Origin of the sequence: Arthrobacter methylotrophus, from assembly GCF_039539965.1 — a bacterium.
Classification (GTDB): Bacteria; Actinomycetota; Actinomycetes; order Actinomycetales; family Micrococcaceae; genus Arthrobacter; species Arthrobacter methylotrophus.
Genome location: NZ_BAABED010000001.1, coordinates 339,810 through 354,196 on the forward strand (window position 1 = coordinate 339,810; position 14,387 = coordinate 354,196).

The following is a 14,387-nucleotide window of genomic DNA, read 5'->3' on the forward strand; positions in this document are numbered from 1 at the left end:
GCTTGGGTTGCGCAAACGCGCCAGGGACACGCATGTTCGCTGGGGACACCCGGATTCGGGCGTCGTCAGGTAATACGCGTGTCCCTGGGAATTGTGTCGGGAGCTGGGGCGAGAATTGCGTCCCGGATGGCACTCGTGATCGAGTAGAACCATGACTGATCAGCCCGCAGCCCCGGAGTCCCTGCCCTTGAACGACCTCGAATCCAAGCTCGCGAAGGCTGGACAAGCCGACGCGAACCCCGTGGACGTCATCCTGGCCTTCCTGAACAACGAGGTCTATATCTTGAGCAGTGACTCGCTGGATAAGCCTGATGCGGCGGTTGAGCCACTTGTCCTCGCCAACTCCGAGGGACAACCTGTTCTGGCTGTGTTCAGCCACCCGAGCCGTGTGGAATCACAATTCCTGGAGGCAGCGCCCAACATTTTGGGAACCCACGGCGCCGCGATTCTGGACAGCATCGGTGACGAGCTCGGCTTGGTGATCAACCCCGGCAGCGAGCACGGCTTCGAGATGGGCCCGGAAGGCATCGCCAACGTCCGCCGCGACTTCACCCGCGACGACACTGCCGACACAGCTGACGCAGACGCGCCCAGGAATAATTGACAGGCTCGCGGCATGAAACGGCAGTCCTAGTTGCTTCACACACTTCGAATCGGGGAATAATGGCAGAATGCGTCTTGGCGTCCTAGACATCGGTTCCAACACCGTCCATTTGCTTCTCGTGGACGCGCACCCAGGCGCACGCCCGGTGGCGTTTGCCTCCCATAAGCGACCGCTTTCGCTGGTTCAGTTCCTGGACGGCGACGGCAACATCAACGATGCCGGACAACACGAGTTGATTGAGTTCGTCCTTGAGGCGTGGGAGTTCGCGGCCCGACACAAGGCCGAGGACCTCTTGGCTTTTTGTACCTCGGCCATTCGTGAAGCCACCAACGGCGTCGAGGTCCTCGCCCGCGTGAAGCACGAGACCACCGTGACGCTGCAGGAACTGACCGGCAGCGAAGAGGCCTCCATGACCTTCTTCGCGGTTCGACGCTGGTACGGCTGGGGAGCTGGCCCGATCCTGGACTTGGACATCGGCGGCGGCTCCTTCGAAATGGCGTTTGGCCAGGACGAATTGCCTGAGCTTGCGCTGTCGGTCCCACTCGGAGCCAGCCGTTTGACCAGGGACTGGCTCCACAACGATCCGCCCACGGCCAAGAGTGTCAAAGAGCTGCGAAAATACATCCGCCAAACTCTGAAGCCCGTGGTCCGCGAGTTCAAGCAGCTGGGCCGGGCCAATTTGGTGGCGGGAACCTCCAAGACCTTCCGTTCGCTCGCACGCATCGCAGGCGCGGCTCCCAGTGGCGCCGGTCCGTACGTCAAGCGCGAACTCCACGCCACGGACTTGGGGCTCTGGACACAGCGGATCTCGGCCATGACGGTCGAGGACCGCTTGTATCTTCCGGGAGTCTCGGACGCGCGGGCCAGGCAGATCCTCGCTGGAGCACTCGTGGCCGAGGCCGCCTTGGAAATGTTCGAGTTTCCCAGCATGGAGATTTGTCCTTGGGCCTTGCGCGAGGGGCTGATCCTGCGTCGCCTCGACCAGCTGATCTTCGACGGCCCACTGGAGCCGGCACCGCATGTCGGGCTCGGGGGCGCGGTACCGGTGCCCCGCCCGGGCGCCAACACCGGAAGACCCGTCCCCGCGGCGGCATCCATCCCTATCGCGACCGCTGGGAGGCAGGCCAACTGACATGAGCACCGACGTCGAGCACTCTGAAGAAGACAGGCCGAGGATTCCGGTGGCGCTTTCCAGCGCTTCTGTCTATCCGCTCAGCGTCCATGACGCTTTTTCCGTGGCCCAGGACCTGGGGTACGACGGTGTCGAAGTGATGGTGACCAACAACGCCACCAGCCAAAACCCGGATGCCCTCATCCAGCTTAGCCACCGCTATGACCAGCAGATCGTCTCCATCCACGCCCCCACCCTGTTGCTGACCCAGCAGGTTTGGGGTCCGGCGTGGAACAAGATCGAGATGTCCTGCCAGATGGCGCGCGAAGTCGGCTGCAACACCGTGGTAGTCCACCCGCCGTTCCGTTGGCAGTCGAACTATGCGGAGAACTTCGCTGCCGGAGTGCGCGAGATCGCGGCGATGTACCAAGTGCACATCGCGGTAGAGAACATGTACCCCTGGCGTGTGCGCGGCCGGGAGGCACTCGCTTACCTTCCGCACTGGGATCCGATGGGACAGGACTACGACGACGTCACCTGGGACTTCTCGCACGCCGCCACAGCGGGCGCCAACAGCCTTGAGGCGATCCGGGCGCTCGGGAGCAAACTGCGCCACGTCCACCTCACGGACGGTTCGGGCTCTGGCAAGGACGAACACTTGATCCCCGGCTACGGAACTCAACATTGCGCCGAGGCCCTGCAGTATCTCGCATCCAATGGATTCGAAGGCACGGTGGTTGCCGAGATCTCCACGCGCAAGGCCAAGGCTGCCGGTGAACGCGAGGAATGGCTCGCCGAAACGCTGCGCTTCGCGCGCCAGCACTTGGGGGCGCCACTCGTGGGAGCCTTCGAGATCTAAGCACGCCTGCGGGCAAGCAGAGGTTCCGCATCGAGCCTTGAAGAACACCCGATGAAGGCAGGGGCGGCGGGCACTTCCCCGGAACCGTGGGTCTACTGCTAAAGAGTTCGATTCCGCTGGATCATTCCACCCGTCAGTGGCGCCCGCCGCGTGATTCCGGGGCGCCGGGACTTGCCAAAGCGGATGATCCAGCAGAATCCGACATTCCCCGATGCATCCGCTTTCACACAGGATCCCGACGTTTTGCTGGGTCATCGCGCCCGGGATTTACACACCTTTTGTCCTATAACCCGACCTCAAACATGACCGCGCCACTTAAACGCGCCACTTAAACGAGAAAGCACCGGCGGTCGATACGGGAAAATGGGGGGAAACCCGTTCGACCACCGGTGCTTGTGGCGGACATCCCCATGCCCGCCTCATCACTCGCACCCTCAATGAGGCAACTACTAAGTTACGGAGCAATATTGGGTGCAGCCTGCAATAACCTTGAGAACCAGCTGGGAATCCCGGTAGCCGTCATGCCGCACCGAGCTGGTTCTGCAGCGGCGAAGCCGAACTGGCATCATGGAAGCCATGAGCAACCGAATCGCATTCCTTGGCTGTGGGTCCATGAACGAGGCCATTCTAGGTGGCCTGCTTGCCGCCGGAACGGATCCGTCGGACGTCGTCGCCACTGTGCGTCGCGCAGAACGCGCCGCCGAACTGGCTGAGCGCCACCATGTCATGACCATCGCCGGAGCCGAGGAACCAGACAACAACAAGTTAGCCACCAAGGGCGCTTCGGTTGTCATCCTGGGCGTCAAGCCCGTGGGCATTGCCGATCTAGCCCGCGAAATCTCCTCCTCCCTGGCCAGGACCACCATTGTGATCAGCGTTGCCGCCGCCGTGTCCATCGCCCAGCTGGAAGCAGCCTTGCCCGAGGGCCAGCCGGTCATTCGCACCATGCCCAACACCCCCGCCAAGTTGGGCCGTGGAGTGGTCTCCGTGTCGGCCGGAACCAATTGCACTCCCGAGCAGCTCCAGCAGGCCAAGGACATCCTCGCCGCAGCAGGCACCGTGGTGGAAATCCCGGAGGAACAGGTGGATGCACTGTCAGCCATCAGCGGCTCGGGCCCTGCCTATGTGTTCTACCTTGCTGAGGCCATGGCTGCTGCCGGCGTCGAACTCGGCTTGGATCCCGAACTCTCCCTCATGATTTCCCGCGAGACCGTTGCCGGTGCCGGTTTCATGCTTGCCGAGCCGGGAGCGGACCCCGCCGCACTACGCATCGCCGTGACCAGTCCCAACGGCACCACGGAGCGGGCCATCGCAGCCTTCAACGACGGCGGGATTCCCGCTATCATCGCCGACGGAGCGCGCGCAGCCGCGGCCCGGGCCGCGGAAATCACGCAGCAGCTCGGCTAACTCCCTGGAGGGCCGGTGCCATCAGCCGGTGCCGGGTCTTCCGGCCCCGGCAGCCAGGAGTTAACGTTGTCTAAGGCATGGAACGGTTGGAAGGCAGTCCGTTCCCATCTTCAGGTGTCCGGGCTGCAAAGAGGTAGCCATGAGTTATATCGCAGTGAGCAGGCGAACAGCGAGACGGCGCGAATCCGAACTCGCCACGCGACGGCTGGTTGTCATCCTGAGTGCTTCGGCCGCCGCGGCATGGCTGATATCGGTACTGTTGGCAGGATCCACGCGAGTAGGCGGCTTCATCCACATTTACGCCCTCATCGCCCATGTTCTGGCCATGGTGGTGTCCTTCGGAGCCATCCTTCTGGTGGACTGGCATGGTTTTCTGTGGCTCATCGGAAGACGCGGCTTGGCCGAGACGATCCGGCTCGACGGGGCTGCAACCCCTTTGATCTGGGGCGGATTGGCTGGCATGCTGGCCAGCGGAGTCTTCCTCAACGCTAATTTGAGCAGCACCATGACAGACGTGAAGCTGCTTGCGGTGCTGATCCTCACCCTCAACGGCATCATGCTCATACCCCTGATGAGGCGGCTGGCACACTTGGCGCCTACCGCATCCTTTCGGGATCTGACACTGGGGCAACGCTTCCACATGCTTGCGTGCCTGGCCATCTCGCAGCTGTGCTGGTGGACAGCCATCGTCATTGGATTCATCAACGCTGCATCTTGAGCGCCGCGCGTTGGCCGCCCAGCGACGGCCGCCCAGCGACGGCCCCGTCGCTATGGCCGTGCCGCGAACCGTTCCAGCAGGTCAACGTGCCCGGATACGATCAGCATGTCGCGGCCGGAGACCTTGGTCTCTGGCCGGGCGTAGGTGAAGTCTTCGCCGGGTGATTTAACCCCGACAATGGTCACGCCGTATTTGGAACGGACCTTGGACTCATCCAAAGTGAAGCCCACGGTTTCCTTGGGCGGGTACATTTTCACGATGGCGAAATCGTCGTCGAACTCGATGAAGTCCAGCATGCGCCCGGAAACGAGGTGGGCGGCGCGGACCCCGGCGTCGGCTTCAGGGTAGATGACGTGGTTGGCACCGATGCGGGTGAGGATCTTGCCGTGCGAGGCAGTGATGGCTTTCACCCAGAGGTGTTCAATGCCCAGGTCCACGAGGTTCACCGTAATGAGCACCGAGGACTCGATCGATGTTCCCACGCCCACCACTGCAGAACTGAATTCCTGTGCACCGAGCTGGCGGAGTGCATCGATGTTGGTCGCATCCGCTTCCACCACATGGGTCAGGACGGAAGCCCAGTTCTGCACGAGCGTGCGGTCCCGCTCGATGGCCAGGACTTCGCGTCCCTGCTTGACGAGCTGCTCGGCGGTGGCCGCACCGAAGCGGCCCAGGCCTATTACCAGCACGGGCGCGTTGTGCGCCGGTCGGTTGGGGGCGCCTGTTGAATTAGCCAATGATCGGCCTCTCTTCGGGGTAATGGAATAGCTGCCTGCGTTGGCGGAGGGCCAGTGCGGAGGCAAGGGTGATGGTGCCGATACGGCCGGCGAACATGACCGCGGCCAGGATGTAGACCCCCGCGGGCGGCAGCTCGGCACTAAGGTTCGTGCTGAGGCCTACCGTTGCGAAGGCCGAAATGGTTTCGAAGAGTACCCGGTCCAGGCTGGCGCCGCTGATGGACAGCAGCAGGAATGCTGCCACGCACACCAACGTGGCACCGGCCACGATGACCGAGATGGCAACGCGCATGGTGCCCTCCGGAATGGTGCGGCCGTAGGCCTTGACGTCGGCGTCGCCTCGCGCCTCGGCGACAATGGCAAGGAACATGACCGCGATGGTGGTGACCTTGATGCCGCCCGCTGTCGACGCCGAACCGCCGCCGGCAAACATCAGTGCGTCGGACAAGAGCCGAGTGGTGGCATCCATATGGTTCTGGTCAACGAGGTTGAAGCCTCCGGAGCGCGTCATGACGGAGGCGAAAATGGAATGCGTGATCTTGTCGCCGACGCTCATGTTGGCAATAGTGCGGGTGTTGTCCCACTCCATCAAAGCCCAGAGGACGGAGCCCGCAACCAGCAGGATCAGGGACACCTGAATGGTCAGCTTGGTGTGGAGGCTCCATTTCTTCCACCTGAGGCCGTGCCTCCGGAGCACCAGCATGACGGGGAAACCGAGGCTGCCGAGGAAAACGCCCAGCATGAGCGGCACCAGGATCCACAAGTCCATCTGGTACGGCACGATGCCGTCGGAGTGGGGCGTGAACCCGGCGTTGTTGAACGAGGAAATCGAGTAGAAGACCCCGTGCCATAACGCCTCCCAGAAGCCTTCTCCCAGTGTCAGGAAGCGCGGAACCAATGCGATGGCCAAGATGGCCTCGATGGTCACGGACGTCGAGATGACGGTCCGCAACAGAGTACCCACTTCGCCTAAACGACCGGCGTTGTTCATGGCCTCCTGGGCGATGAGCTTGCCCCGTACGCCCAGCCGTTTGCTGACCATGAGGGCCAGGAGGGAAGCGAGGGTCAAGGTTCCCAAACCGCCCACGAAGATGCCCACAAGGATGACCAGCTGGCCGAAGAAGGTCCAGTGGACCGCCGTTGAGACAACCGTCAAACCGGTCACACACACGGCGGATACGGCTGTGAACAACGCCTGGTAGAGGGGAGTGACACCGCCGTCGGCCGACGCGGCTGGCAGTGAAAGCAGGCCGGTGAACAAGAAAATTGCAAGGCAGTAGGCCGTCAGGGCCAATCGCGCCGGCGAGGTGTTGGCGATGTTGTCGACGAAGTCCCGGATCCCCGTGAAAATCCACAGGCTTCCGCGCTCCGTCTGGACGGATTGCCAGGTGGCCGGGTCTCGGGTCCTCGACTGGCTCTGAGTCATGGCAGTGCTGTTCGCTTCTGGTCGATTGATTCTGCTTTCTTGAGTAGTAAACCACTAATCGTCCGCTGTAACGGGGCGGTTGCCTTCCCGCCGCTCGGGTAGCCTGTGATTGATGACTTCCTGGGCTGGCCTCCGTCCGTCCGCGCTGCCAACGACGGTCGCGTGGGATCCTGCCATGACCGCATACAATTTCGGTCCGTCCCACCCCATGGCTCCGGAGCGGCTTGAACTGACGGCCAGGCTCGCCGAGGCGCTCGGACTGTTCAACCTGGAGCATGTGTCGGTTCAAGCGCCCGAGGTCGCGTCCGACGTCGAACTCCTGGCAGTCCACAGTGCCGAATATGTCGCCGCCGTGCGGCGTGCAAGCGAAGACCCGACGACGCCGGACCCGGAACGCGGGCTCGGTACCGAAGATGACCCGGCCTTCGCAGGAATGCACGAAGCAAGCGCCCGGCTGGCCGGCGGTTCCTTGCTCGCTGCTGAGGCGATCCTGTCCGGAACGGCCATCCGGGCCGTGAACTTCGGCGGCGGAATGCATCACGCCTCGCGGGAGCGGGCCAGTGGCTTCTGTATCTACAACGACGCCGCACTCGCGGTCCAGAGGCTGCTCGACGGCGGCGTCGGGAAGGTCGCGTACATCGACGTCGATGCCCACCACGGGGATGGGACCCAGAGCATCTTCTGGAACGACCCGAGGGTCCTCACGATCTCTCTGCACGAAAGCGGCCTTTCGTTGTTCCCGGGAACCGGATTCGCCAATGAGATCGGTGGCCCGGATGCGCTGGGGACCGCCGTCAATGTGGCCTTGCCTGCGTGGACGGGCGACGCCGGGTGGTTGCGGGCCTTCCATGCCGTGGTACCGCAACTCGTGCAGGCCTTTGAACCGGAGGTCATCGTGAGCCAGCACGGCTGCGACTCCCACAAACTCGATCCCCTCACGCACCTCAACCTCAGCGTGGACGGCCAACGCGAGGCGGCCACCGCCGTCGCGGGCCTTGCTGCCAGGTTCTGCGAAAACCGTTGGATTGCCACCGGGGGAGGGGGCTACGAAGTTACAGGGGTGGTACCGCGCACGTGGAGCCACTTGATAGGCATCGTGGCGCAACATCCGGTGCAGTTGACGGCCCCGGTCCCGGAAATCTTCCGAAGCTACGTCAAGGAGAAGTACGGGGAATCGGTTCCGGAACTCATGGGCGACGGCGTGGATACCTGGTGGCGCTCGTGGGAGGTCGGATACGATCCCTCCGACGCCGTGGACCGGACGGTCATTGCCACGCGCAAGGAGATCTTCCCGCTCTACGGGCTGGACCCATGGTTCGACTAGATTTCCCTGTACCATCCAACCGTTGGGATGACCGCAAAGCCCGCCAGCGTGAAATAGTTGATGCCTTTCGGCGTATATGTCGCTAGGGTGGGAGGCATGGTGACTGACGACGTATTTGCCGTCATTGCTGAGGCAACCCGGCGTGACATTCTGGTTTCCCTCCGCTCTGGGGATAAGGCTGTGGGGGAACTGGTGGAGGAGCTCGCGGCGAGCCAGCCCACTATTTCGAAACATTTGAAGGTACTCCGCGAGGCGGATCTTGTCAGCATGCGCGCCCAGGGGCAGAAACGCTACTATGCGTTGAACCCGAAGCCGCTCGCGGGGGTTGCCAGCTGGCTGGAGACATTCGACGTCGCTCGAGTCCAGCCCGCGGCCGAAGCCGCCACCCCGGCCCGCAACGCGCGCCCCCGTGCGGTTGCGCAGCAGGGTGCGGTTGGCCAGCAGGGTGCCGCCCAGCTCAAGCAGCCCGACGGCGAGTCGATCGGCACATCTCAGGCGAGCGCCGACGTCGGGCGCTCGCTGGAACCGGCGCCGGTCTCCGGTGCTGTTGCCGCAGTCGCCGGAATCGACGACACGATGCCGCAGCAGATCGGACGCACTGTTGGACGTGCAGCCACGAAGGCAGCAGACCTCTTGGCGAACCTGCCCAATCTGCCCAATCTGCCGAAGTTCGGCCGCAAGAAGTGACACCCAACTAACTCGCAGTTGTTGTCGTTTTGAGGCGTCATAACGACAACAACTGCGAGTCAGTTGGGCCAGTCCAGCGGGAGCCTAGTGCTGCAGCAACCGCACGTGGTCCGGGTTGAGTTCCGAAACCTTGGTGACTCCAAGCAAGGCCATCGTACGGGCCATGTCCTTCTCCAGGATCTGGATGGTGCGGTCGACGCCGGCCCGGCCACCGGCCATCAGCCCGTAGAGGTAGGCCCGGCCGATCAGCGTGAAGTCGGCACCGAGGGCCAAGGCTGCCACGATGTCCGCGCCACTCATGATGCCCGTGTCCAGGATGACGGCGGCATTGCTGCCTTTCAGCGCGGCGGCAACCTCCGGAACGAGGTGCAGCGGAATCGGGGCCCGGTCGAGTTGGCGGCCGCCGTGGTTGGAGATGACTACGCCGTCCGCACCGTGGTCAACCACTTTGCGGGCATCTTCGACCGTCTGGATGCCCTTGACCACCAGCTTGCCCTTCCAGGTCTCCCGCAGCCAGTCGAGGTCATCGAAGGTCAGCGTGGGATCGAACATGGAGTTGATGAGGTCCGCCACGGTGCCTGTGTAGAGGGAGAGCGAGGCGAAGGTCAGCGGTTCGTGGGTGAGGAAGTTGAACCACCAGGCGGGCCGGTAGGAGGCGTCCAGCACGGTCTTCACCGTAAGCGCCGGCGGAATGGTCATGCCGTTGCGGACATCCCGCAGCCGGGCGCCCGCGACGGCGGTGTCCACCGTGACCATGAGGGTGTCGTTTCCGGCTCGGGCGGCGCGCTCGATCAGTTCCAGGGAGCGGTCGCGGTCGGTCCACAGGTATAGCTGGAACCAATTCCGTCCGTTCGGCGCTGCCGCTGCAACGTCCTCGATGGAGGCCGTGCCCATCGTGGACAGAGTGTAGGGAATGCCTGCGGCTTCGGCAGCCTGCGATCCCGCGTACTCACCCTCTGACTGCATCATGCGCGTGAAGCCGGTGGGTGCGATGCCGAAGGGAAGCCGGGACTGCTTGCCCAGGATGGCCATGCTGAGGTCGACGCCGGAGATGTCCCGCAGGATCCCGGGCCGGAATTCGATGTCCTGGAACGCCTGGCGGGCCCGGCGAAGGGTGATCTCCGCCTCCGCTGCACCGTCTGTGTAATCGAACGGTGCCTGGGGAGTGCGTCGCTTGGCCATGTCCCGCAGTTCCCAGATGGTGGATGCGCGGAGCAGCTTTGCCGAGTTGCTGAACTCGGGCTTCTTGAATTTCATCAGGGGCGCAAGGTCCGAATACTTGGGAACCCGGCGCTTGAGCGCGGCAGGGCGCCCGACGGCGGTGGGGACGTTCGTCGGCACCTCACCGGAAGGGGCGCTGCTCGGCTGGGCGGTCTGCGTCATGGTGCTGTCTCCAGAGTCGACTATGTGGTTGGACCACACTCTAGGCTATGTGGTCCGACCACATCAACTACTATTTATCAATGCGCACGCACGAGCTCGTCCTGGGGTGGATCGAAAAGCAATTGTCCGAGGGGCACTTGCTGCTGGGCGGCCGGCTTCCCGCTGAGCGGGCGCTGGCCGAACAGCTGGAAGTCTCAAGGACATCGGTCCGCGAAGCCATCCGGATCCTCGAGGCAATGGGCGTCGTACGGGCGGGCGTGGGCTCAGGCAAGGACGCTGGAACGGTGGTCATCGCGGAACCGGCGGCGGCACTCGGCTCGGCGCTCCGCCTCCATGTGGCCACGCAGCATTTGCCTGTCGCCGACATCGTGGAAACGCGGGTCCTGCTCGAATCATGGGCGGTGTCCCGCGCGAAAGCCGACGCCCCCGAACTCAAGAAAGCAGCGAGGCTCCTGGACGAAATGGACGTGAGTCCTGCCGTCGACGACTTCCTTGCGCTGGACGTGGCTTTCCACTTGGCGCTTGCGGAAGCCGCGGGAAATGCCGTGGTGAGCACCATCATGGGCTCGCTGCGTGAAGCGATTGAGGGGTACGCCGAGGCGCTCACGGCAAATCTGCCGAATTGGAAGAGCACCGCCCAGCGCCTGCGGTCCGAGCACCGCGCCATTTTGGCGGCAGTGACCGATGGCGACGGCGGCCGGGCGGCGACGCTCGTGGCCTCCCACATCGAGGGGTACTACCGTGAGGCCGGGCTAGGGCAGGCCCCTGCGGAACCTAGGCCTTGACGGGTCCGGTGCTGCCCCTTAGCTCAATCCGCGGCGGGAAGTAGTTCGTGGGGGACGCGGCGTCGTTGGTCTGGATCTGCTCACGCATGCGCCGCCACGCAAGATCGCCGAGGTCGGAAATGGGCACGGCGGCGGTGGTCAGGGGAGGCATGGTATAGCGGGCAAACGGCATGTCGTCGAAGCCCGTGAGCGACAAGTCTTCCGGCACGCGGATCCCACGCTGGCTCAGTCCGCTCAAGAGGCCCATCGCCGCGACGTCGTTGAAGACGAGGATGCCGGTGGCGCCGCATGAGGCGACGGCGTCGCTCGACTCGAATCCGGCGTCGAACGTGTTGCCGCCGGGAAGGAATTGCAGTTGGACGTCCGGGAACTCTGCCTTGAACTTCTCGAGCCCGCGGAGCCGCTGCACGTTGGACGCGCTGCGGTCCGGTCCCGTCAGATAGGCAAGTTTGCGATGGCCATGCCCAACGAGATGGGCGGCAAGTTCCTGGATGCCTTGGCCATAGTCCACCACGAGGCTCGGCGTCGGAACCGACTCGGTGGTCCGGTTGATGAGGACGAGCGGGTAGAGCGTGGGGGCGAGTTCTTCGAGTTCGGCGTCGCTCATGCGAGGGGCGCAGAGGACGACGCCGTCGCAACGCCTCCGTGCTTCCCCCGCGAGGATTGCCTCTTCACTGGAGACCTCGGAAGAGTCGGCGATCAGCACGCGGTAGCCGTCGCGGGCCGCGGCAATGCTCAGCCCGCGAAGAATGGCCTGGAATGTGGGGTTGGACAGGTCTGGAACCACGATTCCAATCGTGTCTGTTTTGCCGAGGGCCAGGCTTCGTCCGACCGGGTTCGGCTTGTATTTCAGCTCGGAGGCGGCTGCGCGAACGCGCGCAGCAATGTCCGCGTCGACGGTTGTATTACCGTTCATGACACGGGAAACGGTGGCATGCGAAACGCCGGCCATGGATGCCACATCTGCGATGCCCACCCGCCGGCTATTTCTTCTGCCTGGCATGGTTTCCTTCCTGGGCTGCCTGCTTGCTCATGGGCGGGCAACGTTGTTCTAAGGTGAAGTTTATAGTGCGCGGGGAAACGGTTTCCCTTGATGTCGTTGCATTTCGATTTGCGGACGTTGCCAAGCCGAAGCTATGGTTTGGCTATGACTAACCGTTGGTATGCGTATTTTTCGTTGGCTCTGGAGGGGCCCGCGTCTAACTGACACGCATCCAACTTTCCTTCAGAGCCAACAGGGCAGAGATCATTCTCTGCCCTTCGCCATTTCCAGGCGGGCTCTGACCAGGGTCCGCTCCTCTTTCGGAACAGGACCCCTTTCATGACCAGCATCGCCGCAGAGCTCGCTACACATCACTCCGACGCCGAGAACGCCGGCGTCGAGGCCATCGCCGCGCAGCCGACGTCGAACCTGCGCGTCAGTCGATTCGAACCGCTCCCCACACCGCAGGAAATTAGCGCTGAACTGCCGCTGGACGCGAGGGCCTCCGCCGTCGTCGAGCGTGGACGCGATGGAGTCCGCGCCATCATGGACGGCGTGGACGACCGCCTTCTGGTGATCGTGGGCCCGTGTTCCATCCACGATCCGAAAGCGGGCCTGGAATACGCGCGCCGGCTGGTCAGCCAGGCGGAGAAACACAAGGAAGACCTCCTGATCGTCATGCGGGCCTACTTCGAGAAGCCGCGCACCACGGTGGGTTGGAAAGGCCTCATCAATGATCCCCGCCTCGACGGCAGCCATGACATCGCCGCCGGGCTCCGGGCGGCGCGGGGATTCCTGCAGCAAGTCACGGCCCTGGGCCTGCCGACGGCTACCGAGTTTCTGGAACCGATCAGTCCGCAGTACATGGCCGACCTTGTTGCGTGGGGAGCCATCGGTGCCCGTACCACCGAGAGCCAGATCCACCGTCAGCTGGCCTCCGGGCTGTCCATGCCGATCGGCTTCAAGAACGGGACCGACGGCGACCTCCAAGTAGCGATCGATGCCTGCGGTGCGTCCGCCGCCCCTCAGGCATTCTTGGGGATCGACGGCGATGGCCGCGCCGCCCTCGTTGCGACCTCGGGGAACCCGGATACCCACGTGATTCTGCGCGGTGGACGCAAGGGGCCGAATTACTCTCCGGACGATGTCGCTGCGGCCTCGGAGAAGCTCTCGGCAAAGGGGCTGAATCCCCGGCTGATCGTGGACGCGAGCCACGCCAACAGCGGCAAGAACCACCATCGCCAGGCCGAGGTTGCACTGGAGATCGGTGCCCAGCTGGAGGATGGTGCAGCGTCGCCGATCGCCGGGATCATGCTGGAAAGCTTCCTGGTGGGAGGGGCCCAGAACCTGGATGTGGAGCTGCAGCTGACTGGCGAACAGGAGCTGGTGTACGGCCAGAGCGTTACCGACGCCTGCATGGAGTGGGACGTCACAGTGTCCGTTTTGGACCAACTGGCTGCCTCGTCCCGCAAGCGTCGGGTGGCGGCTGAGGACTAGCCGAAACCAAGCTCTGAGTTGGCCGAAATACTTTCACTTTGGTACCTCTAGCCTCTAGAGTGTCTAGCACATGGTTGTTTGATGGCTCAGCATCGGCACGCCAGGTAATGAATGCTGGGGGTCGCCGCTAACAGCTGAGAGCAAAGGAATATGGAGAAATGTCCGCAGAGGCTAACTTCTCGAACGCGCGTTTCATGACTGTGGCTGAAGTCGCCGAAGTCCTCCGGGTTTCCAAAATGACCGTGTACCGCCTGGTCCACTCAGGAGAAATGCCAGCCGTCCGATTTGGGCGATCATTCCGTGTCCCCGAGGAAGCAGTGGGCAACTACCTCAAAGGCGCGGTTGTCGATGGACACTCGGAGACCGCTTGAGTCTTGCTGGGTTCCTTTCGGACCGGCGGTCATTGGGTACCCCCGATAGGCGGTACCCTGTTAAGGAACGTTTTACGTCATTGTAAGAATCTGTCAGTTGTAAAGTCTATTGCTCAGTTCAAGGACCTCACCCAGCAGACAGAATCTCAATCTAGTTTGGTAAGGAACTTACGTGGGTTCAGTTATTAAGAAGCGCCGCAAGCGTATGGCCAAGAAGAAGCACCGCAAATTGCTTCGCAAGACTCGCCACCAGCGCCGCAACAAGAAGTAGAGATACTTCCTACAGCGTGAATGCCCGTCGCCTCTCGAGGCTGCGGGCATTTTTGCGTGCATCCCCGGCCGACGCCCGCTCACGCATGCGGCCATTTTCGACGACGCCCGCTCACCTATCGCGGCAAAACGGCAAACCCTCCTTCACGTGATGATGTGCAGGAGGGTTCCGTCATTTGGCTTCATAGGTGAGCGAGCGTCGCTGGTTAGGTGGTCATAGCTGAGC

16 protein-coding genes are annotated in these 14,387 nt (G+C 63.1%); 11 read left to right on the plus strand and 5 right to left on the minus strand.

Translation table 11 applies throughout. The features are described 5' to 3' along the window. Positions 1–151 precede the first annotated feature (151 nt). The 3 genes from ABD884_RS01695 to ABD884_RS01705 all read left to right on the plus strand — a co-directional run bounded on the left by ABD884_RS01695 (position 152) and on the right by ABD884_RS01705 (position 2,574). On the plus strand, positions 152–604 hold the full coding sequence (locus ABD884_RS01695; protein WP_345034834.1) for an SseB family protein: 453 nt from the start codon (positions 152–154) through the stop codon (positions 602–604). A 67-nt stretch (positions 605–671) separates the two neighbouring features. Then, positions 672–1,736, plus strand: coding sequence for a Ppx/GppA phosphatase family protein (locus ABD884_RS01700; protein ID WP_028265365.1), 1,065 nt, complete (start codon positions 672–674; stop codon positions 1,734–1,736). A 1-nt stretch (position 1,737) separates the two neighbouring features. Next, on the plus strand, positions 1,738–2,574 hold the full coding sequence (locus ABD884_RS01705) for a sugar phosphate isomerase/epimerase family protein (protein ID WP_345034843.1): 837 nt from the start codon (positions 1,738–1,740) through the stop codon (positions 2,572–2,574). A gap of 449 nt (positions 2,575–3,023) precedes the next feature. Here ABD884_RS01705 and ABD884_RS01710 read toward each other — a convergent pair whose 3' ends face one another. Next, positions 3,024–3,152 (minus strand): hypothetical protein, encoded by a 129-nt coding sequence (locus tag ABD884_RS01710; RefSeq protein ID WP_345034847.1) that lies wholly within the window; start codon positions 3,150–3,152, stop codon positions 3,024–3,026. On the opposite strand from ABD884_RS01710, the gene proC reads away from it, so the two are divergent. Together proC and ABD884_RS01720 are read left to right on the plus strand one after the other, a co-directional pair. Next, positions 3,151–3,981, plus strand: coding sequence for a pyrroline-5-carboxylate reductase (gene proC / locus ABD884_RS01715; protein ID WP_345034855.1), 831 nt, complete (start codon positions 3,151–3,153; stop codon positions 3,979–3,981). The two genes, ABD884_RS01710 and proC, sit on opposite strands and share 2 nt — an antisense overlap. A 139-nt stretch (positions 3,982–4,120) precedes the next feature. Further along, the gene (locus ABD884_RS01720; protein ID WP_345034858.1) at positions 4,121–4,699 is read left to right on the plus strand and encodes a hypothetical protein; all 579 of its coding nucleotides are present in this window, start codon (positions 4,121–4,123) and stop codon (positions 4,697–4,699) included. A gap of 50 nt (positions 4,700–4,749) precedes the next feature. Here ABD884_RS01720 and ABD884_RS01725 read toward each other — a convergent pair whose 3' ends face one another. Both ABD884_RS01725 and ABD884_RS01730 read right to left on the minus strand, forming a co-directional pair. Beyond that, positions 4,750–5,388: a potassium channel family protein gene (locus ABD884_RS01725; RefSeq protein WP_028265361.1), complete on the minus strand. Its 639-nt coding sequence runs from the start codon at positions 5,386–5,388 to the stop codon at positions 4,750–4,752. Positions 5,389–5,428: 40 nt separating this feature from the next. Continuing rightward, a complete protein-coding gene (locus ABD884_RS01730; protein ID WP_345034873.1) occupies positions 5,429–6,862 on the minus strand; it encodes a TrkH family potassium uptake protein in 1,434 nt (477 codons plus the stop codon). 112 nt (positions 6,863–6,974) lie between these two features. Between ABD884_RS01730 and ABD884_RS01735 the strand changes: the two genes are divergently transcribed. After that, positions 6,975–8,186, plus strand: coding sequence for an acetoin utilization protein AcuC (locus ABD884_RS01735; RefSeq protein WP_345034876.1), 1,212 nt, complete (start codon positions 6,975–6,977; stop codon positions 8,184–8,186). 96 nt (positions 8,187–8,282) lie between these two features. Further along, positions 8,283–8,873, plus strand: a complete 591-nt coding sequence (locus ABD884_RS01740) for an ArsR/SmtB family transcription factor (protein ID WP_345034883.1) — start codon at positions 8,283–8,285, stop codon at positions 8,871–8,873. Positions 8,874–8,957: 84 nt separating this feature from the next. On the opposite strand, the gene ABD884_RS01745 is transcribed toward ABD884_RS01740, so the two are convergent. Beyond that, positions 8,958–10,256 carry an alpha-hydroxy acid oxidase gene (locus ABD884_RS01745; RefSeq protein ID WP_345034889.1) on the minus strand — a complete coding sequence of 433 codons (1,299 nt, stop codon included), beginning with the start codon at positions 10,254–10,256 and terminating at the stop codon, positions 8,958–8,960. 80 nt (positions 10,257–10,336) lie between these two features. Between ABD884_RS01745 and ABD884_RS01750 the strand changes: the two genes are divergently transcribed. Next, the gene (locus ABD884_RS01750; RefSeq protein ID WP_345034893.1) at positions 10,337–11,041 is read left to right on the plus strand and encodes a FadR/GntR family transcriptional regulator; all 705 of its coding nucleotides are present in this window, start codon (positions 10,337–10,339) and stop codon (positions 11,039–11,041) included. Here the strand turns inward: ABD884_RS01750 and ABD884_RS01755 are convergent. Next, the gene (locus ABD884_RS01755) at positions 11,031–12,044 is read right to left on the minus strand and encodes a LacI family DNA-binding transcriptional regulator (protein WP_345034902.1); all 1,014 of its coding nucleotides are present in this window, start codon (positions 12,042–12,044) and stop codon (positions 11,031–11,033) included. The two genes, ABD884_RS01750 and ABD884_RS01755, sit on opposite strands and share 11 nt — an antisense overlap. Before the next feature lie 318 nt (positions 12,045–12,362). Between ABD884_RS01755 and ABD884_RS01760 the strand changes: the two genes are divergently transcribed. From ABD884_RS01760 to ABD884_RS01770, 3 genes are all read left to right on the plus strand, one after another. Beyond that, positions 12,363–13,520 (plus strand): 3-deoxy-7-phosphoheptulonate synthase, encoded by a 1,158-nt coding sequence (locus ABD884_RS01760; RefSeq protein WP_345034906.1) that lies wholly within the window; start codon positions 12,363–12,365, stop codon positions 13,518–13,520. A gap of 158 nt (positions 13,521–13,678) precedes the next feature. Continuing rightward, positions 13,679–13,891: a helix-turn-helix domain-containing protein gene (locus tag ABD884_RS01765; RefSeq protein ID WP_028265353.1), complete on the plus strand. Its 213-nt coding sequence runs from the start codon at positions 13,679–13,681 to the stop codon at positions 13,889–13,891. A 172-nt stretch (positions 13,892–14,063) separates the two neighbouring features. Next, complete coding sequence (locus ABD884_RS01770) at positions 14,064–14,162, plus strand: 30S ribosomal protein bS22 (RefSeq protein WP_003792170.1); 99 nt, start codon at positions 14,064–14,066, stop codon at positions 14,160–14,162. Positions 14,163–14,387: the final 225 nt, after the last annotated feature.